Genomic DNA, 21,950 nt, shown 5'->3' with positions numbered 1-21,950 from the left:
GAAGGTTCATGAACTTGTCCGGATGGTGAGGGCCGGCTGCCGTGAGGGAGGACCACTACAGCCGGTTGTTGCGTCGACCGTCCCGCCCCATCCCCACCCGTGCGGTCCGAGCGGTATCAGGGCTGACACCGGCGGCGGACGGCCGAGATGTGACGGGGTGATGTACCCGGGTGACGCTGCTCGGCGTGAGTGCGCCTACCAGCCGTCGACGTCGGGCAGCGGCCGTGCGGCGATCCGCGTGGCCTCGGGTGCCGGTATGCCGAGCATCCACTTCGGGATCGCCTGGCGCCACTACCGGCTCGTCGGCCTGGCCGAACTGGCCGCCGCGGCCGGTGGTCCTGATCGGGCTGTTCTGGCGTCCCCTCGGCCTCCTGACCGCCGCCGGCATGCTCCTGCTCCTGCTCGGCGCCGTCCTGGCGCACCGCCGGGCACGGGACAGTGTCCGCGAATCGCTGCCCGCCGTCGTCGCGCTCGCCGTCACCGCCGCCTACCTGGTCGTCGCCTGACCGGGCGGGGTCGTGCCGGGAGCAGCGGACGGACCGGGCCCCTGCGGGAGCTCCGCCCACAGTCTGGTGCCGGCCCCCGGCGGACTGTCCAGGAAGAGCCGGCCGCCGAGCGCCTCCACCCGATCCTTGAGACCGGGCAGACCCGTGCCGTGGGCGAAGGTCGCACCGCCGACACCGTCGTCGCGGACCGAGACGCGCAGGACCTCGCCGACGGTCTCGACGGTGACCGCGGCGACGGAGGCGTGCGCGTGCTTCGCCACGTTCGTCAATGCCTCGGCGACGATGTAATAGGCGGTGACCTCCGCCGGCTCCGGGAGCCGGGCCGGCGTGCGCACGTCCAGCTCCACCGGCACGGACGAGCGGCGAGCGAGGGACCTGAGCGCGGGTCCGAGACCACCCTCGGCGAGGGTGGCCGGGTGGATGCCGCGGGCGATCTCGCGCAGGTCGTCCAGCGCGCCCGTCAGACCGGTGGCGATGTTCTCCAGCTCCGCACTGAACTCGGCCTGGGCCTGACGCAACTGCAGCGCCAGGGAGACCAGCCGCTGCTGGGCTCCGTCGTGCAGATCCCGCTCGATCCGCCGACGGGTCTCGTCGGCGACGGCGACCAGACGCGCGCGGGACTCCGCCAGTTGGCTGCGGGCCTCGGCGTTCGCGATCGCCTCAGCGACGAGGTCGGTGTATTCGAGCAGACGTTGCTCGGTGTCCGAGGCAAGCCGTTCGCCTCGCGACGCGACGCCGATCGCGCCCCAGACACGACCCTCGACCGTGATCGGCACGTCGACCGTGGAGCGGACCCGCTCCGCGCGGACGGCCTCGGGCAGGCTCTCCCACGCCGCATCCGTAGCGTCGAATCGCGCCGCGCGGCCGGTCTCCCGGACGGGCCCCTGTGCGAAGCGGCGGTCCAGCGTCGCGCGGACACCGGGTTGCACGTACACGAACCCGTGGCCCCCCATCACCGTTGCATCCCCGTCCGGCTCGAACCGCACGATGACGGTGACGTCGGAGTCGAAGAGCGCGCCAACCTCCTCGGCCACCGTGGCGAACACCAGATTCGGCCCTATCCCGCGGGCGACCAGTGTCGCCACCCGCCGCAGCGCCTCCTGCTCCTCGGCGACCCGGCAAAGCTTGTCCCGTGTCGCGGCATTCGCGACCGCGACCGCGGTCAGCTCGGCGAAAGCCGCCAGGCATTCCTGCACACTCGCAGGGATTGCCGCTGCGCGGGGTGACCACACCTCCAGCACTCCCCAGCGGCACCCGTCCACGGTGATCGGCACGCCGACCACCGACCGGGCCCCGCGTCCGGGCGTTATGGCGGGCGCGGCTGCGGAACGGTCGGCTGGCTCGTCGCCGGCCCGCGCCGGCCGGCCCGTCTCGTACACCCGTGTCGTCACGTCCCGGCCGTCCGGCGGGACCGTGCCGCCCCCAGCGGCGGTGCCGTGCTCGCGGTCCCACGAAGCAACCGGCACCGCGCCGCCTGGGTCGTACCGGGCCACCATCGTGGACCCGGCGGTCAGCAGCCGGCCCACCTCCTCGGCGACGGCCGCGAACACCGCCGCCGGCGACGATTCCTGCGCGACGAGCGTCGCGACCCGCCGCAGCGACCCCTGCTCGTCGGCGAGCCACCGCGGCGTGTCCGGGCTCGCCCCAGGCCCGGCCTCCGTCATGGCCGAACCAGTCCCTGGGAGCGCGACAGGGCACCGCGCACACTCCCGACCGCGAGACCCGCAAGAACGCTCATCGGCCCGACCCTTCGGTGCGATGTCCGAGTGGCCTTCCCGGGCGCCGGGCCGGCAAACCCACCTCGTCGACCGCGCCGGCCCCGCAGGCGGCACCGACGCGCGGAGGTCACCCGCACCACCGGCCTGATGCGCCGGACGGCGGGTACCTGCGCTGCCGGCACCGACGGGCGTGCTGCTGCGGCAACGGTCGGTCACCCGCGCCGTCTGCGGGCCTGTGCCCGGACCGGCTGCAACGAGGCCGATCCGGCCTTGCCGCACATCGGTTCCCCCTGCCCGAACAGGAAGGTGCACGGTGGCCGACAACGCTCAGGACGAGAGCGAGAAGCCGGAGCCCAGGCCACACTCCGGCGCCACGACAGTGTCAGGACGGACCCTCTTCTCCTGGGCCCTGGTAGGCGCCGCCGGCGTCGCGACGGTCGCTGTCGCGGGCCTGGCGGTGTATGCCATGCGGACCCTCCTGGTCCAGGCGCTCATCGCGGTGTTCCTCGCACTCACCCTCGACCCGCCGGTTCGGTGGATCATGCGTCTCGGGGCGCGCCGGATACCCGCCGTAGCCATGATCTTTCTCAGTGCGCTCCTGCTGCCCAGCCTGTTGCTGTGGTTGTTCCTTCCTCCGCTGGTACGCGAGGCGACCAGCCTCTTCTCAGACTTCCCCGGCTACCTCGACCATCTCCGCCGCAGGGTCGACCACCCTGACGCACCTCGAGCACCGGTACCACCTCCAGCAGCGCCTCAACCGGTGGATCGAGGGCCTACCCGGTCATGCGGGCGGCGAAGCCCTGGCCTTCAGCCGGCGGTTCCTGGGCGCGGTCACCTCCACAATGCTGGTGGTGGTCCTGACCGTGTACTTCATGCTCGACCTGCCGCGCCTACTTGATGCGGTGGTCACCCTGGCCCCCCGGCACCGTCGCGACCGGGTCGCGAACGCGCTCGTCGTCGTCAGCGACAAGGTCGGCTCATACATGCTCGGCAACATCGCCATCTCGGCGATCGCCGGGACGGCAGCGTTCATCGTCATGGCGATCCTCGGCATACCCTTCGCGCTGCCGCTCGCCGTCTTCGTCGCGTTGACCGACCTGATACCGATGATCGGCGCCACCATCGGCGCCACCATCGGCGCCACCATCGGCGCCACCGTATGCGTCGACCACGGCGAGCATGTCTAGTACCGCCAGCACAGATTTTCTGGATGGTTCACCGGTACCTCGCGAATGGCCGCACCTGCCTGGTGTGGGGCGGTCGTCGGTGTCACGTCCCGGCGACGGACACGGCCGCGTCGCGGCTGCGGACGCGCGGACGAAGGCACGTTGGCCGTCGCCACCCCTGCGCCTACCGCTGGCCACCAGTCCGAGTCAATTCGGCGCACAGCTTACGGGCGCTTGGCCTGCGGAAACGCGGGTCGGCCGCTTCTTGCTGTCGGTCCGTGTGGACGGTGGGTGCCACTCAGGCGTCATCACCGTGCGTGACACCTTGTCGGTCGGCTGCCGTCGAACCTGCGGCGTCTTCTGCTCGCGCAGCGCCGAACCGCCCGGAGTCGATGTCAGTCGGGAACCTGATGCACAGTGACGTTGCGCGATCTGCCGGATGTGAGATCTGCAGGCGTCCGCCGTGTGCCTCCACCCAGTCGGTGAGGCCTGCGAGGTCGGTGCCGAGGGTCGAGCTGGCTCCTCCGACATCATTGTCGCGGACCGAGACCACGAGGAGCTCGCGCTCGGTCGCGTGGTCGATGGTGACGTCGATATTGATCGACAAATCGTGTGTGTCCTTGGCCGCGTTCGCGAGCACCTTGCACACGGCGTCATACGCGGCCACCTCGACGCTGCAGGGCAGCCGACGCTCGGGACCCGGGCTGATCGTGACCGGGACGGCCGAGCGTCGCGCGAGCGCCTTGAGCGCTGGCATGAGCCCGGCCTGGCTGAGGATGGCCGGGTGGATGGCGCGTGTGATCTCTTGCAGGACCGTGAAGACGTCTGTCAGTCCTTCGATCGTGCGGCGGAGCCGCGCCTTGAGCTCGTCGAGTTCGTCCGGCACCAATGCCTCCGCCGCACGAAGCTCCAGGCCGAGTGATACCAGACGCTGCTGGACGACGTCGTGCACCTGATGTTCGAAGCGGCGGCGGCTCTCCTCGACGCCACGGACGATCCGGGCGCGTGCCGCGCCGCTCTCGATGTTCGCCATCGCGGTGGCCACGCCGTCGGCGAACTGCGCCAGCCGCTCCTCGGCGCCGGGTGGCGGCGGCTCCCAGCGGGACCACAGCACCACGAGCGAGCCCCACAGGCGGCCACCCACCGTGATCGGCGCGGCGACCGATGAGTTGAAGCCTTCGCTGCGCACCAGGTCGGCGAGGACACCGGGACGATCGTCATATCGGTCCACCCTGGCCGGGCGGGAGGTTCGCAGCACCAGTTCTGTGACGTCGCCTTCGACGTGGAATCGCCGGCCCAGCCAGGTTTCGGTGTCGGGTTTGCCGTATCCGGCGAGGACGGTGGCGGTGCCAGCGGTGTCATAGCGCATCAGCCTGGTGGCATCCGCGTCCAGCAGCGCGGCGGTCTCGGCAACGACCCCGGCGACCACATCCGCCGGCGGCGCACCTGACGCGACGAGCACCGCCACCCGCCGCAGACCCGCCTGTTCCGTCGTGAGGTCGGACAGTTCGCCGCGGCTCGTCCGCAGGGACTCGGCCATCGCCTTGTAGTCGGTCGCGACTGCCAACAGCGTCTCAACCTGGGGCACCACGCGTTCGCGGAGGCGCCGCAGGGTCGGCTCGGGCAGGTCGGCGGGGACAAGGAGCGTTCCGGGCTGCGAGCGGTACCGCAACGGGAACGCAACCCGGCGCTCGTCGCCTGGGACGCTGTCGAACTCGATCGCAGCGAACGGCAACCGCAACACCCGTGCCAGACGGCGCGAAACCTCCGGCAGCACCGATCGCACATCGTCCGCACCCAGCATGAGACGGCTCAGCTCGGCAAGGACGTCCGCCTCCTGGTGTGCCTCCATCAGCGGCCCCTTCGCTGACCAAACGTATCAGCGCTCACGCTATGCCGGTCGCCCGTGACCATCGGGTGAGGCACCGGGTGACCAACCGACCGGTCAACCGCCCGACCCATCGACGCTTCGGGGAAGGCTCGTCGTAACGACAAAAGCGGACAAACAAGAAAGAACAAGAGGAAAGGGAGGAAAGGAAGGAAGCACAACGCAAGGGTGACGCCGAGCTCGGCCAGGTATGCCCGGGCGGCCGCGAGGCGGTCCGAGTCAGCGGCCATGGCCGTCTGCGATCAGCCGGACGTGCAGGTCAGCGAGGAGCCGCGCCACAGTGTCCGCAGGATGGACGACGAGCGGACCGCGAACGAGGTCAGCGGCGAGGACGACGAGGTCGCCAGTCTCGAGGGCGCACATCTGCCGGACCGCGGCCGGCAGGGCAAGGTCGCCGCGGGCGCCGACCAGCGCGGCACCTGCGTCATCCGGCCAGATCAGGACAACGCGATCGGCGACATCGATGCGCAGCCGCTGGCTGTGACGCGGTGAAGGCTTCGACGCTCCGGCCCTGGATACGCTGTTCCTTGCCGCGCCGATTTCCTTCGACGGTCTCCTCGTGCAGTGCGCCGGCCGGGTCATCCGGTCCGCTCCGGGGAAGGACACCGCCGAAGTGCACGACTACCACGACCCGGCCGTGCCGATCCTCGCCGTGTCACTGCAGCGCCGGATGTCGGGCTACCGCGCGCTCGGCTTCCGCCCTTGAGCGGCTCGGCAACTGGGTCACCCCGTAGACTCTTCTGCATGAGCGCAGATGCTGTCGGCCGGCACATGCCGGCCATCGCCACGCTCGATGACCTCGCGGCGATGATGGCCGCGGACCCGCACGGGCACCGCTACGAGCTGAGCCCGGAGGGGGTTCTGTCGATCATGCCGCCGGCCGACGGTGAGCACGCACTCATTGCGACGCGGATCATGGCCTGGCTTCTTGCGGCCGGGTGGCCCGTCGACCAGATCGCGCAGGCGGTCGGCCTGGCCATCCCCGGCGCCGAGGGAGTCTCCGGTGGGCGCATTCCGGATCTTGTCGTCTGGGGGGAGCCACCGGCGAATCCCCGGCAGGTGTGGCTGCCGGTGGCGAACGTGCTGCTCGTGGTCGAGATCGTGTCGCGTGGCTCGGAAGCGGTCGACAAGGCGGCCAAGCCGCTGGAGTACGCCGGCGCGGGTATCCCGCAGTACTGGACGGTCGACCGGGATGCCGGCCAGACGGTCACGATGTACCGGCTGGTCGGCGATCGGTACGAGATGCGGGCGGCCACCCCGTTGGCGTGGGTGCTCAACACCTCGGTCACTGACCACCTGAGCACCTGACGCTGCCTGCAAGCATCACCCAACCTGGCGTGCTCCTGGTCGTGGTGCGAGTCAGCCTGCGGGGGAGGTGAGGGTGTGGCCGAGCGCCCGCAGCGCCTTTCGGAACTGCGACTCGTTTTCGACCGGCACCGCGAGGTGGCGATCGCCCACGAGGGTGCACAGGGCGCCCAGTTTCCGGTCGTGGGCGATGAGGGTGGCCAGCGGCGGGTCGGCGCATTCGATGAGGCGGACGACGCCTCGATCCCGGATGCTGACGGCGCGGGCGGTCACGTCCTCGACCAGCGTGATCAAGGCCGCCGGCAGGACGTGTGTGGCTCGGTCGGTGAGGAAGCCGGCAAACTGGTCGAGGGTGCGACCGGCTTCTATCGCCGCGAGCAGTGTGTCGGCGCGGACGGTCCAGACACGGTCGTTGGTGTGTTCGGCGTGGGCGTCAAGGATGAGCCGGTCGGCGGCGGTGGGGTCACCGACGGCGACGATGTCCAGGTTGGGCAGGACCTTGAGGGTCCGCTGCGGCGCCACGGTGTCGACCATCGGTTGGTAGTCGCTGGCGAGGCCGAGGGCATACCTGCCGAGGGGGTTGAGGCGGATGGCGAGCAGGCCGTCGTAGCGGCTGAGGCGGTCGAGGTCGTCGGCGCCCCAGTTGTGGTCGTAGTCGGTGCGCGCACCGTCCGGATCGGTGTACTCGACGTCGATGAGGCCGAGGGGCGCGGCGTACTCGAACAGCACAGCGAGGGTGTAGCGGCCTTCGAGGATCGGCCAGTCGGCGAATCCGCTGTAGCCGAGGCTGCCGTACTGGGGGTCGATGAGGTACAGCTTCCACAGGGCACGTTCGCTGCGGGCGACGATCGGGGAGGTCTCCCGGCGGCGGCGCATGGTGGTGAACAGTTCGTCGATGGTGACCCACTCGTCGGGTGGGCACGCGGCCAGGGCGGTGGCGACGGCCTTGCGGCGGGTTTTGACCGAGGTGAGGACGTTCGCAGCGCGCTGGCCTTTGATGTCCTCGACGCGGTTGAACTCGTCGAGCAGGGTGGTGGTGAGCCAGGACCGCCAGAGCTGCCGGATCGTGGTCGCGGCCGGCTTGGCCAGGGCGCCGCGTCCACGGTCGGTGAGCTGCAGCCGGCCGCCGGCGAGTTCGGCGAGTCCGCCGGCCTGGATGAGCAGCGGCCAGGCGAACGCCGCGATGGGCTCGTTCGGGTAGAAGTCTCCGCCGTCGAGGACCTCGGCGACCGCAGCGACGGTCGCTCCGGCCGGGCGGCGGGTGGTCTCGCTGCACCGCAGCCGCCCGGCTGCGACGAGCTGCAGCACGGCGTGGAGGTTGGCCTGGGCTTGTGCCGCGGTGGGCCGGATGGTGTCAGCCATCGAGTCCGGCCAGTTCCAGGCGTTCAAGCAGGCTGGGCTTACGGGCGTGGGTCGCCCGGAGTTCGGTCAGGCGCCGGTGGAACGGGGCGGGGTCGCCGTCGCGTTCGGCGACGTCGCGGAGGTCGACGAGCAGTTGCACGGCGGTGTCGTACTCGCGTGGCTTCTTTGTGGCGATGAGGGCGTCGACCTGCTGCCAGGCGCCTACCTGATCGGCGGCGAGCGCGTCGAGGCCGCGTTGCCGTTCGGCCGCCGCGGACCGTTCGCGCCGAACCCGGTCGCGTTCCTGGCGCTCGGCGAGCTGGCGTTCATGGTGGGCGCGCCGGTCGGCGGCGGCGTTGAGCAGCTGCCCGGCGGTGCGTGCGGCGGTCGGCGGGTGCGGCGGATGCTCGCTGCGGTACCGGTGCAGCAGTTGCCCGCGGAGGCGTGCGTCCGTGCCGGTGATGAGTGCGGCGAGGATTGCGTCTTTGTCTCCCGCGGGGAGTCCGGTGACCCATCGTCGCAGTTGCGCGTTGGTCGGCTGGCTGGCGCTGTTCGCGGCTGAGCCGTCGGCCGCGGCGGCGAGGAGGTCGGGGTCGATACAGAGGAACTCGGCGGCGGCGGTCAGCGCGGCGCTCAGCGTGCCAAGCCCGACCGGGACCGGCGGTTCCGGCTCGTCGTCGTCGAGTTCCAGCGATTGGACGCAGCGCAACCAGCCCAGGTAGAGCAGGCGGAAGTCACCGCCGGCGAGGTCGGCCCGGACGGGGATGATCGAGCCGAGCAGGCCATGCCCGTCGATGTCCCATTCGTCGGTACCGTCCTCGTCCTCCCGGTTGAGGCAGACGATGACGTGCTTGCCGCCGGTCCAGGCGGACGCGCTGTCTCCGGCGCAGTATTCGGCGGCGGTCGCCGGGTCGAGGACGGCCTTCGGCAGCCGCAGCATGAGCCGGCGGGTACCCCAGTTCGCCAGGTAGAGGTGGGCGTCGAAGTACCGCTCCATCATCGTGCGTGGGTCGCCCTTGAAGTCGCCCCACTCGTAGGTGTTGATGAAGCTCGTGGCGGTGATGTCCGCCCTGGTGGATAGCGACCGCAGCTCGCTTCGCTGCCGGGCCGTCAGGGCTTCGTCGATCGCGGTGAACTCGTAGTACTGGTACTCGCTCACGGCGCTACCGCCCGGCCCAGTACCGGTAGGCGTCGATCCACACCGCACCGTGCGGCGGCGGGCTGGGCAGCGGCAGGTCGAGCAGGTCGATGCGTTGCCGTTCGCGGCCCCGCGAGCAGATCGCCACGATCGTGTCGGCGGCCAGGTCAAGCTTGCGCACGGTCACCTCCACGCCGAGGACGGTGGTGGTGAACGGCACGGCCAGATGGTCCTCGAGCATGGTGAACAGGCCGGTGAGCTCTTCGTCCTCGCCGTACGCGTCGACGGTCGCCTCTTCGATCATCGCTTCGAGCGTCGCGTTGCGCTTCGATGCCATCGGCGGAGGATAACTGAACCGCCCAAGCGGATCGCTTCCGGTACACGGTGTTAGTTTCGCCAGCTCATCGGCTCGCCGCCGACCTACGCCGACCCTGGGAAACGACCTGCACCACGCGAACGACTCACACCCACCTGTGGGGTGCCAATACTCAGCCAACCCCGCGACCTGGGCACTGTCCGAAGCCTGCCCGGCGACGACGTTCTGAAGATGAACGAGTTCAAGTTACCATGCACGGTTCCCGAACGTGTTCAGATCGATCACGTCGTTTGATCGAGATGGGAAACGGAGTGCCAGATCACGGGCACGGCCGAGTTATTTCGGCACCCGCAAGGTCGCGGTGACGCTGGCGTCGCCGCCGACGTGGCCGGCGTATGCCTGCGCGACTGCGTAGCCGAATTGTCGTTCGACCCATGTCAGGGTTGTGTGCCGCAGCCAATGGGTGCTGATCTGTTGTGTGGTCACCCAGGGGAGTGCGCGTCCGACGCGGTCCCAGAGGTGGTCGTATCGGCGCCGGGTGATTGGCCGTCCGTCGCGGTAGCGGAGAACGGGCGTGCCTGGTGACGCCTGGCGTTCCTCGATGTGTCGCTGCAGGTGGCGCATCAGGGTAGGGGAGACCGGCTGCCAGCGGACTGTCTCCCCTTTCTCCTTCAACAGGATGAGGCACTGCTCCGGGTCGAGATCCGACGGCAGCATGGCAAGCGCGCCGCCTCGGCGGCACGCGGTCTCGGTGTGCAGGCGCATCAGCAGGGTGTCCAGGTCCGGATCATCTCCCGTGGTGCCCGCGACCTGGTTGATCTCTGCCAGCCGTGCGTCGGCGATCGCTCGCCGAGTGCTGGGCAGTCGGCGAGGTTTCTCCACTTTCTGGGCAGGGTCATCCGCGGCGGTCAGGTACCCGTCCGCGACGGCTCGCTTGTAGAGGCAGCGCAACGCGGCGATGGACAACTCCGCGGCGCTGCGCCCGCCGCGCGCGTTGCGCCGTGACACGACGTTCGCCTTGATCTGCTGAACAAGGCGTTCGATCTCGGATGGGGTCACCTCGTCCAGCCGCCGGTCTCCCCAGATCTCCACCAGCCGCTTCCAGTAGGAGCTGGATGCACGACGGCTGCCGTTCCCCACGGCGTCTGCTACCACCGGGACGTACTCGGCGAACGTGGGTATCTGCCGACGGTCGCGGGCGGCCTGGTGCAGGTCGGCGGGGGAGACGCCGAGACGATCCAGCAACAGCAGGGCAGCGTCGATGTCCGCACGCGCGGCGGTCATGTGGCCTCACCGCCCAGCACACTGCGGTAACGATCGGCGACCATGGCGTCGATGGCGGTCGGCGGATGAATCACCAGCCGCCGCTCGGCTGGCTCTGCAGCGACGAGCAGCCGGCGAGATCGCGCAGCGGCGCCGGACGACGGCCGGAATGTACAGGTGACCCTGCCGGGTGACCGCGAACACGCCCCGAGGGTTGGCGTCGACGAGCAGCAGCCCGCCGTGCTCCTGGATGGCGTACCGGGTGCCGGGCTCCCAGCCCATCACCCGGACGATGGCCTGATCGGCAAGCCTGCCGTTGCAATCGATCGCCGGCAGCGCGTAGACCGTCCGGCGGGTCCGCCGATCGGTGAAGGTCGCCAGCGGCAGCGGACCACGGAGGGCCCGTTTCGCCGTTCCCTGACGACTCGCCACGTTCTCGGCAGAGGTCGGTACGACTGCGGGCACAGTGCTGGTCATGGACGGCACCACCGTCCGCCTGAACCCAGCACAGATGCTTTGGGGGAGTGTTCGAACGCGCTCGAACACTGGTGCGTCATACAACGCAGGGATGCTATGAGTTGGTGTCGAAGGTCCGAGCGCGACCAAACCCCCACGCTCGTCGGCCCATCGACAACGATACGACTTACGTAGGTCGCCGGACGGCGCATCCAGACCACGCTGTTCGGAGGTTACCGTAGTCGGGCTGTCGCACGAAGCACCGGACAGGTAGTGCGGCTGCCCATGCCCCCGGTCGATCGGATCCATGCCCGGCCGTTCCTATAGAGCCTGTGTTTGAACCTGCTGCCGGGGATGTGGTAGCCGGGTTTCGGCGTGGCTGACGGGTATGGGTGCGGGCTCTTGGTATGGGAAGGGTTCCTACACCAACTGCCCCCAAGAGCCCGCGATGTCATTGAACCCTGTCCGTGGCCGGCTGGCGATGTCGCCACCGGATGTGTCGTGCGAGTGTGGTTGTTCCAGCCGTCCGCGCCGGTATCCGTCCGATACCAGCGACGCGCAGTGGGCGGTCCTGGAACCGCTGCTGCCGACGCCCGCCTGCCGGCGCCGTAGCGGCGGCCGGCCGGAACGCCATCATCGCCGCGCGATCATCGATGCGATCTTCTACCTGGTCGACAACGGCGTGAAATGGCGGGCCCTGCCCGCGGACTTCCCGCCCTGGCGGACCGTCTACGGCTTCCTCGCCCGCTGGTCGGACGACCTCACCACCATCGAGCTGGCCGACCAGCTACGCGCCGGGTTACGCGTGGCGCACGGCCGCAACCCCCACCCGACCGCCGGCTGTATCGACGCCCAGTCCGTCCACGAGACCGCCGAGGCCACCGTGCCCCGCGCCGGCAGCGGCTACGACCCGCACAAACGCGTTTACGGCCGGAAACGCCACATCAGCGTCGACACCCTCGGCCTGCTCGTCTGCGTCGTGGTCACCGCCGCGAACATCCAGGACCGCGACGCCGCACGCGCCCTCGTCGACGATGCCACCCTGCGCGGCATCGCCCATCTCTGGGCCGACTTCGGCTACCACGGCGACCTCATCGCCTGGGCCCTCACGCTCGGCATCACGATCACCATCGTCAACCGCGAACCCGGCAGGAAAGGCTTCCAAGTCCTGCCACGCCGATGGGTCGTGGAACGCACCTTCGACTGGATCACCCGACGACGCCGCTGCGCCCGCGACTACGAACGCACCACCGACCACCACGAACCATCGTCTACTGGGCCGCCATCATCCAAATGACCCGCCGCCGAGCCCGCATGCCCTAACACATCCCCGGCAGCAGGTTCAAACACAGGCTCTATAGCCACGCAACAACGATAGGCCACTCGTCGTCCCAGCCTCCGCTGGTATGAGGCCCGCTGCCGCCTCAGGCCGCACGACGATCGCCACGAGCGCTTGATCAGCTGCTCGTACATGGCGCCCCTCTAGGTCAAGGGGTTGGAGTGGGGAATGTTCTAGGCTGATCGGAGGCGGGTTCAGCGTGTGACTTGTCCGAAGAGCCGGCTGTCGGGATTGGGCCGGTCGCCTGGATTGCAGAGTCGTTCCCGGTTGTCCTGCTGGACCCGCCGCCTCGCTCGTCCGGGCCTGTTGGTTGTCGTGGAGCATGCGTTTGTAGACGACGTCGGACAGGTGGCGTTTGAGGGCGCGGATGGCTTCCATGGTGGTCTTGCCTTCGGCGAGGCGGCGCCGGTAGTAGGCCCGGCCGGGGGTGTCGTGGCGGAGCTGGACGATGGCCATGATGTGCAGGACCCGGTTGATGCGCCGGTTGCCAGCTCTGGACAGCCGGTGGCGTTTCTGGTCGCCGGAGGAGGCGTCGAGTGGGGCGGTGCCGTTCCATGACGCGAAGTGTCCTGGGGTGCGGAATCGGTCGATGTCGCCGATGTCGCCGAGGAGGCGGGCTGCGCCGGACGGGCCGATGTCGTTGAGTCCGGTCAGGGTGCTGCCGGCTGCGGCGACCAGGTCACGTAGTTGTTTGTCGGCAGCTCGGATCTTGTCGTCGATGGTGGTGAGTTCGTCGATGAGCTCGCGGGCCAGCCGGTGGCGGGTCTCGGCCACGATGCCGACCGGTTGCGGTGCGGTGCGCAGCAGGTAGCTGGCCTGGCCGCGGGTGAGGAACTTCTTCGCCCCGCCCGGCACGATCTCGAGTAGTAACTGGTGGATGCGGCTGACCGTCTCGGTGCGGGCGTGGCCGAGTTCGTCGCGGCGGTCGACCAGCAGCCGCAGCGCGACGGTGGCGTCGTCGAGCCGGACCTGGCGCAGGCCGGGGCTGCGCAGGCCGGCCACGGCCACGCTGTGCGCGTCGACCGGGTCGGTCTTGCGGCCCTGGCCGGTGTCGAACACCCGCACCCGCGATGACAGCTTCGGCGGCACGTCCAGCACCGTTTCACCGTCGGCGACGAGGCGTTGGGCGATGTGCCGGCCGATCCCGGCGCAGCCCTCGACGGCCCACGTCCGGTCAGGAAACCGGCGACCAGCTGCCAGCATCTGCGCGTAGCCGTCGGTGTCGGTGCCGTACCGGCCCTGCGCCAGGACGTTCTCGTGCTGATCGATGACTTCGATCGTGGCTGACCGCTTGTGGGGGTCCATCCCGATCACCACACGGCTCATCCGCTACCTCTCCTCGTTCGTACACCGTGGACTCCTCGTTCGTACACCGTGGACGATTGGCGAGGAGGGCAGCGCTACTTTGAGCTGGGCAGTCCCCTCTTGAGCCACTCCAGGCCACGGTGATCGGCGGGCGCAAGCCATGTGAGAGTCACACCCAGGTGCAGTGGACAGCCGCTTGTGAGAGCCACCCGCCGATCACCTCGACCCAGCCTGGCCGGGCACAGGTCGTAGATCAAATTAGATAAGTAGCCGCGATGCGGATCGGTGCCGGCCGTTCAGTCGCGCCCCGGAGATGTCGACCGGATGCCAAGCGATGCACGCTCATGGCCGATGAGCAGGCATCCGATTTTGCACTGAATCCTTAGCGGTGCGCCGCCGCTACCTGCCGCCGAGCAGTGGTCGATCGCCAGGTCGGGTTGCATGCAATGCGAGAAGTACTCACAATACTCGCGACACCGACTCTCGCGCACTGTCGGCGAATGATCTCGATGGGCCACTGGACTGCGTGTCGCACACTTCGGGCATGTCCGACCGGCAGTTCTCCGACGCGCAGATCGCGCTCTTAGATCATCTTTACCAGGAAAATGTGAAGATCGCGGCAGCTTTCTGGGACTGGCGCCACAAGCTGATGGCCTTCACGTTTACCATCGTCTCGGCGTTGGCCGCGGTCGGGACGTGGGCCACAACTCGACAAGTCAGCCCTTTCGCTGTTGCCGGAGCATTCTTGATCGCTTCGGTTCTACCATAATCCACTGCACTCCTGAACCGGCGAACTGGTGAGATCGTGGACAAGACGTACGCGGCAGGTGCGGCGCTGGAAGCGACAATCAAGGAGCAACTCGCGGGCGAACTGGGAGACGCGCAGCTTATGTTCACTCTCATGAAAGTCGACAGGGCATCGGTTGGGCCTGCAGGCAAGATGCCCGCCAGAGCACTCGCGAAGTTGCGAAACCCGAGGTTCGGATGGGTCTTGAGTGCGGCTTATGCCTTCCTATCGGCCGCCTTCTTGTTGACGGCTGTTGCCGTAGTGGTCCTAGACTGACGCCGCGCGGCTGCTGAAATGCGGACGCGCACCTGAGATTTCCCGAGTGCCGCTCGGTACACCGTCGGGCAATGATGCTCCCAAACCGCTGGAACCGCATTAGTGCAGAAATCGTAACTGGCGACGAGGACTTCCAAGTGTCGGAGGGGAACTAAGGTGACGCAGATCTACACGATTATTGCAGTGGCCGTGGGCGCCCTGCTGTCGTACCTGGCCAGCATTCACCAAGGACGACTCCTCTTCAGGAGAGACACGATGTACCGCTGGAGCCAGCGAACCTTTGATGCCTGCGTAGAATATATGCTGGCGGTTGAAGATATGGCGGGAGGGATTAGGGATCTCACCCTTGGCAACCTCGACCACGCCTCCCAACAGTCCGCAGAACGAAGAATGCACGAGGGCGATCATCTCCGCTCGAAGGCTACCGAAGTCGTTCGGCTGATCGGAAGTCCAGCGCTGGTTCAGGCGGCTTTTGTTCTGAACCGATCGCTTGAAAGGCTTCGCGACTTTGTCGGCGAACGGTGGGTGGACGACCAATGGGAGGCGGCGTATCTTCTCTTTGTGGACGCATTTGCAAATTTTCAAGTTGCTGTCCGCCAGGAGCTACGGGTTCCAGGAGTCGTTCCAGTGCCTCCTCGCCCTCCTCGATACCACTTCGAGCGGCGACCGGGAAACTCAGAGCCTCTCGATGCCGGGCATATTGAGACGTCACCAAGCGGCGGTCCAGACATTGTTTGCCAATAGTCGGGCGGCTCACTGAGCTCGGCCCGGTGCCCGTCATAGAGGTTGTCTGGGGTCCGGCACTGCTCCTCGGTTTCGTAACGATCTTGGCATCCGCTCATGCCGCCGTTGGTGCGCGGTGGCGGCTCGACCTAGTCACCAGCTGTGACCAGCCTCGGCGAGGCCGAGACGTTCTGTCGTGCCGAATACAGTGCACCCGATCTTGCCGATGGGCGGATTTTCCAGGCACGGTGGACGTGCGGCACCGGCCCGCGAACTGCGCGGACCTGGTGGCTGTGGATCGGGGGCACCAGCGATCCGATGATCGGGTAAGGGTTGTGGCCACGCGTTGCATCGGTAGGGTCTAGTGATGGCTCTGGGGCCGATGGACGCCGAACGGTTCTGGGAGCTGATCGAGTTGGCTCGGGCCGAAGCCGGCCCGATCGGGGACGACATCGACGACCGGCTCGCGGACTCGCTGATCGAGCTGCTGGCCCGTCTGCCGCTCGACGACATCGTTGCCTTTGAGCTGCGGTTCAGCGAGCTGCAGGGACGCTTCTTCGACCGCGAGGACGTCTACGCCGCCGCGTTCCTCGTGCAGCACGGCTGCGGCGACGACTCGTTCAGTGACTTCCGGGCGGCCATGGTCGGCCTGGGTCGGCACTGGTACAAGCGGGTGCTCGCCGATCCGGACCACCTCGCCCTGCACCCTGCGGTCCAGGGCATCGCCGCCGGTACGATCGACGAGAGTGCGCTCTTCATGGAGCGGTTCCAGTACGCGGCGACGCATGCATACAAACGCGTCACCGGTGACGACTCCGGGATGTACCACGCCCTGGCTTCCGCAGAACAGGACGAGCTGGAAGACGAGGCGGACGATGTGGACAACGAGCCACGCCTGCTGCCTCGCCTGGCCGAGCTTTTCCCGGCCGCGCAAGCGTCGTATGCCCGCTTCTACCTGGACTAGGGGCCAGACCGCAGCCGAGCGCGCGTGATTGGCTATCCGCTTCTGCCGCGACCCGCGCGGCGGTCATCGTCACTTGCTGCCGCCGTGCACGATCACCGCGGCCGCTACCAACGGGTACGCACCGTCGCCGAGCTGATCACCGTTGATCATCAGCGGCGCTCCCGGTGCCGATGCCGGCTGAAACGCTGGATGGACGCGCCGCGCGCCGAGCATTCGGCCATCGAACCCCGTCGCCGACAGGCCGCCTGGGACCGTCGCGGCCGCAACCCGTCACGTCTCCCGCCAGACGGTGCCAGCGGCCGCGAGGAGTCCCGCGCCCAGTACTGCCAGGACGAGTGCCCGCCGACCCGCTGGTCCGGCCGCGTCAGCGCGGTACCCAAACACGGCGAACACCGCCGCCGGTACAAACAGAACCGCGGGAAGAGTCAGCACCACCCAGTCCAGCGCCGATCGATCCGAGCTGCGCCACGCCGCGACGGCCGCCACCACCAACCCCACCACGTACACCGCGATGAACTGCATCGCCACCACGCAGGCCAACCGCCGCACCTGCGATCTCGGATCCACGCCCACCCCCGGGACTCGTCAATCGGACGGTCCGCACCCGCGGCGAACCACGGGTCATCGTTGTCGATGAGGTCGCCGCACGCCACCAGGCGTGCATCATCTGCACGGCCGACAGGACGAAGCGTCGATCGCTGTAATGCTGCCGCCGCCGGGCGACGCAGCGGAGGGCTTGGCGGCCTGGGAACTGCATGTTGGACAGTGGGTCACGCCGACTGCCGCGCTGCATCGTGGTGGAGGAGACGCTGTATGGGACCACACCCCAGCGCGTGCTCATCGACTGGCCATGGTGGGAGCCTGACCCCGAGTCAACCAACTCATGGGACGGGACCGTGGGCTTCCCTCGTGACCCTCATGCTTACGGCTGGCACAACACACCCTGGCGACTGGAGCCCGACGCCTCCGAGCTCCAAGCCGGTGACCCTTGTTTCGTGGGCATCCCACCGACGAAGGTTCGGGTTACCTCCATCGAGAGATTCGATCTTCCCGCCGACTTCGGATTCCTACCCCGGCCGGACTACGTCCTTGGGGTAGTTCCTATCGACGCAATCGAGGACCAAGAAGCGGGCTACGCCCTCTACCTCAACAGCCAAGAACCGATCCACATCGAAGTTCTTACGAACACCGACTAGCCAAGGCAAGCAGAACCGCTACCCTTCTACAGAAGATCGTCTAGCCGGACGTGTCACCCACGTCCCGAGACTGATCTGTCACCCATGTCCTGAGACCCGACACACGAGAGTTGCCACGAGAGTGGCCCATAACGGATCAAGTTGAGCTCGACACGCGTAAGCTCCCCCACGTGACCAGGCATGCAGCCTGAGCCTGGGGGCAGCACCGTCGGCTTCGGCAGAGCGGCACGTGCGGCTCATCCTGGCCGCAGTGTGATCGACTTGTCCCGACCGCTGGCTCTACTCGGGCACCGTTTCGCCTACTGAGGGCTCCCGGTGCGGCGGCAAGCTCAAGAATCGGCCGCGAGTTGCTCGACCTGCAAAACGAACGCCCACAACGCCCCCGCTCCAAGGCTCATTTGCTGCGCCGCCTTCGACAGGCGCTCGGCGTTTTCTACAGAGGGCTCGAACTCGAATGCATTTAGACACTGCGCCATTGTCGAGGCGCGCTCCGGATGCCGCATTACAATCAGTTCATCCATCAAGCGTCCTGCTTCCGCTGGGTGCAGCCGCAGTTCGAGGGCGAAATCCCATACCGAGGTCCAGCAACGTACGATGTAATTCCAATCGGCATTCACCTGCGTACTGGATACGTAGTACTTACCTGTTTCCACACCCATGGCGCCCCGGGCTGCCGCCCGGAACTTTCGATAATGACCCTCCGGATCTCCGACGATCGGTACTGGAAAGGCAAGGTCGTCCAGATTCACGTCAGGGGTGCTAAACGTGTTCCGTTGGAACCGCGAGAGCTCGGACAGCAAATGGGCGACGGCAGCGTCCATGCGCGTACGAACGTCGCGTGCCCTAACCATCGTAGTCACCGACTGAAATGCCATCACCGCGATGGGCGTGCCGAAGGCGGCGGTAGCACAGGCCGACATCAGGTTGAGTAGAAACGGTTGATTCGTCCACCAGCCGCGGCGGTCGCCTACCAAGCCAATCTGAACCAACGTCGCGGCAGCGAGCCAGAGGCCCATGGCGGCTACCCGCATCCACTTTGGATAGGAGCGCCACCACTTGGTGAGCGCATCGTAGTAACCCATGCGCCGATTGTGCGGGAGGCGTGCACGTGAAGGCAGTCGTCGTATCAGTCAGTGTTTTTGTACCCAAATGCGTCTTATGGCTAGGCTGCCCGGCTCGCCTTGCTACCGCACCCGCCTGGCTCACGATCATCGTCGCAGTGTGGATCATCGCCGCCTTCGGGATGCGGCTGTAGATCGGGCGCCAATACAACGACTGCACTTCGGCTCACAGTCGCACGGTTGATCCCTTCCGACTCGCTAGTGGGGCGGGGCGGGATTCTGTCGCCACGCCACCATCGCCTGGTGCCAGATGTCGCCGGCCAGCAGCTAAACCTCGCCTTGCCGTCGTGGGATGCGGGCGTTGTCCAGTCGTCAGCGGGCAGCTTCTCGATATTGCTGTCCAAACAGGGGTTGCCAATTCGGGTCGACGACTGCCCACTTGATGGTCAGTCCGGGGCGACCTGCGCGGACGAGACGCTCGAATCCTGTCTGTATGTCACTACTGACGACGAGTCGTCGAGCGGCCTTCGCCGCGCCGTGCTTTCTGATCATCGCCTGCCACACGGTCGGGTGATACGGCGGCGAAAGTCGGCGGGATGCATCGATCATCTTTCTTGCCAGGCAGCCTCGAACTCGTCCTCCAGTGACATATGGTGATTGTCGGGGCACAACTCTCGCGGAACAAATTGGCGGGCGCTCGACCGAGTCCGGCTACGCATCGCTTCCGCCGACCCTGGGTCTCGTTCGGCGCCTGGACCAATGACCTCTCTGACGCCAATTGGCCGTTGACGGTGAACGTGGTTGGCTTCGGGTTGCTGCCGGTGTAGCAGCCGCTGAAGCCGATCTGGACCGATTGAGGAGAGCTGGTGGCAGACCGGCCAGGGCCGGGAAGCGCTGGTCGAGCGGCTACTGCGGGCGTTCACCGACCCCAGCGCGGGCCGCACTCGGGACAAGACGCGACGGCGTGGTCTGGGCAAGCTGCTGGATTGGCTTCAGCGCCAGCCCGGGGATACCTGGCAGGACCGGTGGCTGACCAGCGGAGCCGACGCCGCGGGCTTCGACTGGGCCGATCTGCCGCTGCGCGAGCGTGTCCCGGTCCGGCGTCACCATCGCGACGAGCTGTCCTGCGGACTGGCGTTGCTGGTGGCCGGGCAGGTCATCCGGCCGGGCTATCCGTGGCTGCTGCGGCAACGCCACACCCTGATGCTCGCCGAGGCCCGGACGGCCATCGACCCCGAGGGCTTCGGCAACATCGAGCTGCACACCCAGGACGCAGCCGGATGGGCCAGGTCTGACGCCCTGAACAAGCTCACCCGGATCCTGATCCGCAAGGGCGGCCTCGTCGCCGACATCACCGTCGGCGACTGCATCGAGCTGACCAGAGCTTTGCAGGAGCACCACTTCCGGGGCAGCGCCGGCAGGCCGCTGTTTTACGCGGCGTTGAAGAAGGCCGGCGTGCTGCCTGCGGCGGCCCCTGAGCGGTTGCGGGTGCTGCGGCTGGACGGGCGCCGCAGCATCGAGCAGATCGTTGACGCCTACGCCATCCAGTGCCGGCCGGTCCGCGACCTGCTGGTCGAGTATCTCAGCGAACGGGCACCCGACCTCGACCACACCTCGCTGCGCTCGCTCGCCCGCAATCTGTGCCGCCTGTTCTGGGGCGACCTGGAACTGCACCACCCCGGCATCGACTCGCTGCGGCTGGAACCGACAGTCGCTCGCGACTGGAAGGAACGGCTGGCCTACATCCGCGACGCCAACGGCCAACCGGTACGTCCCCGCGTGAACTACCGCAGCGAACTGGTGTTCGTGCGGGCCTTCTACGGAGACATCGCGCGTTGGGCCGCGGACGACCCGGCCCAGTGGGCGCCATGGGTTGCGCCGTGTCCGATCAAAGCGTCCGAGGTGACCCGCAAGAAAACGCAGGCGCGGGTCAAAGCCCGGATGGACCAGCGGACCCGGGCTCAGCTGCCGCTGCTACCGGTGTTGCTGCGAGCCGTCGAGCAGCAGCGCAAGGACGCCGAAGAGCGCATCAACGCTGCCGAGGAAACGCCCGTCGGAGGCCGGTTCACGTTGGCCGGCCAGCAGTTCCAGCGTTGCCGAGTGGGCCAATCCGGCCGGGTCTTCGCCACCGATCTGGCCACCGGCAAGCGGCGGGATCTCACCCATGAGGATGAGGCGGCGTTCTGGTCGTGGGCGACAGTGGAAGTGTTGCGGCACAGCGGGATCCGCATCGAGGAGATGCTGGAACTCACCCACCACAGCTTCGTCGCCTACACGCTGCCCGCCACCGGCGAGGTCGTGCCGATGCTGCAGGTCGCCCCCTCGAAGACAGACGCAGAGCGGCTGCTGCTGGTCTCGCCCGAGCTCGCCGAGGTGCTCAGCGCAATCATCTTCCGGGTCCGCGCCGGTCAAGCGGCCCTGCCGCTGGTGTCCGCCTACGACGTGTTCGAGCAGACGTGGAGCCCGCCGATGCCGTTTCTTTTCCAGCGACGCCTCGGCACCGAAGACCGGCCACTCACCGCAGCTACATCAGGGAGTGCCTCGTCGCCATGTCACACACCGCCCAGATCATCGCCGCCGGCCAGCCCCTTCAGTGGCGCCCCCACGACTTTCGGAGGATCTTCGTCAACGACGCCATCCGCTCCGGACTGCCCCCGCACATCGCGGCCAATGTCTGCGGCCACACGACGGTCGACACCACGATGGGGTACGCCGCGATCTACCCCGAGGACGTGATCGCGCATCACCGGGCCTTCATCGCCCGCCGCCGCGCCGAGCGACCCAGCGAGGAATACCGTGAGCTCACCGCCGCGGAATGGGATCAGTTCCTCGCCCACTTCGAGTTGCGGAAGGTCGCTCTCGGAACCTGCGGTCGGGACCACGGAACGCCTTGCCAGCACGAAATGCGTGTGTCAGATGCCCGCTCCTTCGGGTTGACCGAGCTCAGCTGCCGCGGCTGGAGGAAATCCATGCCAATTTCGCCGACCGGCTCCAAGAGGCCAAACAGCAGGGCTGGATGGGCGAGGTCGCCGCGATCGAGACGACCATGGCGGCTGCAGCCCAAAAGCTCGAGGCCGTGCGCACTGCCCGCGAGACGCCCGTCCACCTCGGCATGCCCGACGTCCACCTCTCCGCTGGCCGATCGAACTCGCGCGAGAGGTGGCGATGAAAGACCCCAGCCGTCCAGGCGTCGATCCTCGCA

The 21,950-nt window shown here is 67.7% G+C and carries 25 protein-coding genes and 1 pseudogene; 15 read left to right on the top strand and 11 right to left on the bottom strand.

All coding sequences use genetic code 11. The features are described 5' to 3' along the window. Positions 1-332 precede the first annotated feature (332 nt). The gene (locus tag ACPPVO_RS43265; protein ID WP_426504361.1) at positions 333-506 is read left to right on the top strand and encodes a DoxX family protein; all 174 of its coding nucleotides are present in this window, start codon (positions 333-335) and stop codon (positions 504-506) included. On the opposite strand, the gene ACPPVO_RS43260 is transcribed toward ACPPVO_RS43265, so the two are convergent. Next, entirely contained in the window at positions 488-2,170 is a 1,683-nt protein-coding gene (locus ACPPVO_RS43260; RefSeq protein ID WP_426504360.1) for a GAF domain-containing protein, read from the bottom strand. The two genes, ACPPVO_RS43265 and ACPPVO_RS43260, sit on opposite strands and share 19 nt — an antisense overlap. Before the next feature lie 520 nt (positions 2,171-2,690). Here ACPPVO_RS43260 and ACPPVO_RS43255 point away from each other — a divergent pair. Further along, positions 2,691-2,870: pseudogene (locus ACPPVO_RS43255) on the top strand (AI-2E family transporter); the annotation flags it as partial. Further along, positions 2,815-3,411, top strand: coding sequence for an AI-2E family transporter (locus tag ACPPVO_RS43250; protein ID WP_426504359.1), 597 nt, complete (start codon positions 2,815-2,817; stop codon positions 3,409-3,411). The pseudogene ACPPVO_RS43255 and the gene ACPPVO_RS43250, both read left to right, overlap by 56 nt. A 277-nt stretch (positions 3,412-3,688) precedes the next feature. Here ACPPVO_RS43250 and ACPPVO_RS43245 read toward each other — a convergent pair whose 3' ends face one another. Continuing rightward, a complete protein-coding gene (locus tag ACPPVO_RS43245) occupies positions 3,689-5,242 on the bottom strand; it encodes a GAF domain-containing sensor histidine kinase (protein ID WP_426504358.1) in 1,554 nt (517 codons plus the stop codon). A gap of 264 nt (positions 5,243-5,506) precedes the next feature. On the opposite strand from ACPPVO_RS43245, the gene ACPPVO_RS43240 reads away from it, so the two are divergent. The 3 genes from ACPPVO_RS43240 (at position 5,507) to ACPPVO_RS43230 (ending at position 6,586) form a co-directional block, all read left to right on the top strand. Continuing rightward, a complete protein-coding gene (locus ACPPVO_RS43240) occupies positions 5,507-5,770 on the top strand; it encodes a hypothetical protein (protein WP_426504357.1) in 264 nt (87 codons plus the stop codon). 67 nt (positions 5,771-5,837) lie between these two features. Continuing rightward, positions 5,838-5,984, top strand: coding sequence for a hypothetical protein (locus tag ACPPVO_RS43235; RefSeq protein WP_426504356.1), 147 nt, complete (start codon positions 5,838-5,840; stop codon positions 5,982-5,984). Between the two features lie 38 nt (positions 5,985-6,022). After that, a complete protein-coding gene (locus ACPPVO_RS43230; RefSeq protein WP_426504355.1) occupies positions 6,023-6,586 on the top strand; it encodes a Uma2 family endonuclease in 564 nt (187 codons plus the stop codon). A 51-nt stretch (positions 6,587-6,637) separates the two neighbouring features. Here ACPPVO_RS43230 and ACPPVO_RS43225 read toward each other — a convergent pair whose 3' ends face one another. From ACPPVO_RS43225 to ACPPVO_RS43205, 5 genes are all read right to left on the bottom strand, one after another. Beyond that, positions 6,638-7,945: a hypothetical protein gene (locus ACPPVO_RS43225; RefSeq protein ID WP_426504354.1), complete on the bottom strand. Its 1,308-nt coding sequence runs from the start codon at positions 7,943-7,945 to the stop codon at positions 6,638-6,640. After that, positions 7,938-9,083, bottom strand: a complete 1,146-nt coding sequence (locus ACPPVO_RS43220; protein ID WP_426504353.1) for a hypothetical protein — start codon at positions 9,081-9,083, stop codon at positions 7,938-7,940. Before ACPPVO_RS43220 ends, ACPPVO_RS43225 begins: the two co-directional genes overlap by 8 nt. Positions 9,084-9,087: 4 nt before the next feature. After that, entirely contained in the window at positions 9,088-9,399 is a 312-nt protein-coding gene (locus tag ACPPVO_RS43215) for a hypothetical protein (protein ID WP_426504352.1), read from the bottom strand. Between the two features lie 315 nt (positions 9,400-9,714). Further along, positions 9,715-10,662, bottom strand: a complete 948-nt coding sequence (locus tag ACPPVO_RS43210; protein WP_426504351.1) for a tyrosine-type recombinase/integrase — start codon at positions 10,660-10,662, stop codon at positions 9,715-9,717. 6 nt (positions 10,663-10,668) lie between these two features. After that, entirely contained in the window at positions 10,669-11,118 is a 450-nt protein-coding gene (locus tag ACPPVO_RS43205; protein WP_426504350.1) for a hypothetical protein, read from the bottom strand. A 367-nt stretch (positions 11,119-11,485) separates the two neighbouring features. Between ACPPVO_RS43205 and ACPPVO_RS43200 the strand changes: the two genes are divergently transcribed. Further along, positions 11,486-12,394: an IS5 family transposase gene (locus ACPPVO_RS43200; RefSeq protein ID WP_426504349.1), complete on the top strand. Its 909-nt coding sequence runs from the start codon at positions 11,486-11,488 to the stop codon at positions 12,392-12,394. 45 nt (positions 12,395-12,439) lie between these two features. On the opposite strand, the gene ACPPVO_RS43195 is transcribed toward ACPPVO_RS43200, so the two are convergent. Continuing rightward, positions 12,440-13,762, bottom strand: a complete 1,323-nt coding sequence (locus ACPPVO_RS43195; RefSeq protein WP_426504348.1) for an IS110 family transposase — start codon at positions 13,760-13,762, stop codon at positions 12,440-12,442. Between the two features lie 523 nt (positions 13,763-14,285). Between ACPPVO_RS43195 and ACPPVO_RS43190 the strand changes: the two genes are divergently transcribed. The 4 genes from ACPPVO_RS43190 to ACPPVO_RS43175 all read left to right on the top strand — a co-directional run bounded on the left by ACPPVO_RS43190 (position 14,286) and on the right by ACPPVO_RS43175 (position 16,491). Continuing rightward, positions 14,286-14,510: a hypothetical protein gene (locus tag ACPPVO_RS43190; RefSeq protein ID WP_426504347.1), complete on the top strand. Its 225-nt coding sequence runs from the start codon at positions 14,286-14,288 to the stop codon at positions 14,508-14,510. Between the two features lie 36 nt (positions 14,511-14,546). Further along, entirely contained in the window at positions 14,547-14,804 is a 258-nt protein-coding gene (locus ACPPVO_RS43185) for a hypothetical protein (RefSeq protein WP_426504346.1), read from the top strand. A 156-nt stretch (positions 14,805-14,960) separates the two neighbouring features. Next, positions 14,961-15,548 carry a hypothetical protein gene (locus ACPPVO_RS43180; protein WP_426504345.1) on the top strand — a complete coding sequence of 196 codons (588 nt, stop codon included), beginning with the start codon at positions 14,961-14,963 and terminating at the stop codon, positions 15,546-15,548. Positions 15,549-15,894: 346 nt separating this feature from the next. Next, the gene (locus ACPPVO_RS43175) at positions 15,895-16,491 is read left to right on the top strand and encodes a DUF4240 domain-containing protein (RefSeq protein ID WP_426504344.1); all 597 of its coding nucleotides are present in this window, start codon (positions 15,895-15,897) and stop codon (positions 16,489-16,491) included. Between the two features lie 69 nt (positions 16,492-16,560). On the opposite strand, the gene ACPPVO_RS43170 is transcribed toward ACPPVO_RS43175, so the two are convergent. Both ACPPVO_RS43170 and ACPPVO_RS43165 read right to left on the bottom strand, forming a co-directional pair. Next, positions 16,561-16,704 carry a hypothetical protein gene (locus ACPPVO_RS43170; protein ID WP_426504343.1) on the bottom strand — a complete coding sequence of 48 codons (144 nt, stop codon included), beginning with the start codon at positions 16,702-16,704 and terminating at the stop codon, positions 16,561-16,563. A gap of 57 nt (positions 16,705-16,761) precedes the next feature. Then, on the bottom strand, positions 16,762-17,013 hold the full coding sequence (locus ACPPVO_RS43165; protein ID WP_426504342.1) for a hypothetical protein: 252 nt from the start codon (positions 17,011-17,013) through the stop codon (positions 16,762-16,764). A 275-nt stretch (positions 17,014-17,288) separates the two neighbouring features. Here ACPPVO_RS43165 and ACPPVO_RS43160 point away from each other — a divergent pair, with 275 nt between their 5' ends. Then, complete coding sequence (locus ACPPVO_RS43160) at positions 17,289-17,687, top strand: hypothetical protein (RefSeq protein ID WP_426504341.1); 399 nt, start codon at positions 17,289-17,291, stop codon at positions 17,685-17,687. Between the two features lie 329 nt (positions 17,688-18,016). Here the strand turns inward: ACPPVO_RS43160 and ACPPVO_RS43155 are convergent, their stop codons facing one another. Next, positions 18,017-18,769 (bottom strand): hypothetical protein, encoded by a 753-nt coding sequence (locus ACPPVO_RS43155; protein WP_426504340.1) that lies wholly within the window; start codon positions 18,767-18,769, stop codon positions 18,017-18,019. Between the two features lie 282 nt (positions 18,770-19,051). On the opposite strand from ACPPVO_RS43155, the gene ACPPVO_RS43150 reads away from it, so the two are divergent. From ACPPVO_RS43150 to ACPPVO_RS43140, 3 genes are all read left to right on the top strand, one after another. Continuing rightward, positions 19,052-19,405, top strand: a complete 354-nt coding sequence (locus ACPPVO_RS43150; RefSeq protein WP_426504339.1) for a hypothetical protein — start codon at positions 19,052-19,054, stop codon at positions 19,403-19,405. A gap of 480 nt (positions 19,406-19,885) precedes the next feature. Continuing rightward, the gene (locus ACPPVO_RS43145; protein WP_426504338.1) at positions 19,886-21,484 is read left to right on the top strand and encodes a hypothetical protein; all 1,599 of its coding nucleotides are present in this window, start codon (positions 19,886-19,888) and stop codon (positions 21,482-21,484) included. Between the two features lie 280 nt (positions 21,485-21,764). After that, a complete protein-coding gene (locus tag ACPPVO_RS43140) occupies positions 21,765-21,917 on the top strand; it encodes a hypothetical protein (protein WP_426504337.1) in 153 nt (50 codons plus the stop codon). Positions 21,918-21,950: the final 33 nt, after the last annotated feature.

Origin of the sequence: Dactylosporangium sp. McL0621, from assembly GCF_049995355.1 — a bacterium.
In the GTDB taxonomy this organism is placed as follows: Bacteria; Actinomycetota; Actinomycetes; order Mycobacteriales; family Micromonosporaceae; genus Dactylosporangium.
This window is presented reverse-complemented; position numbering and strand designations above follow the sequence as displayed.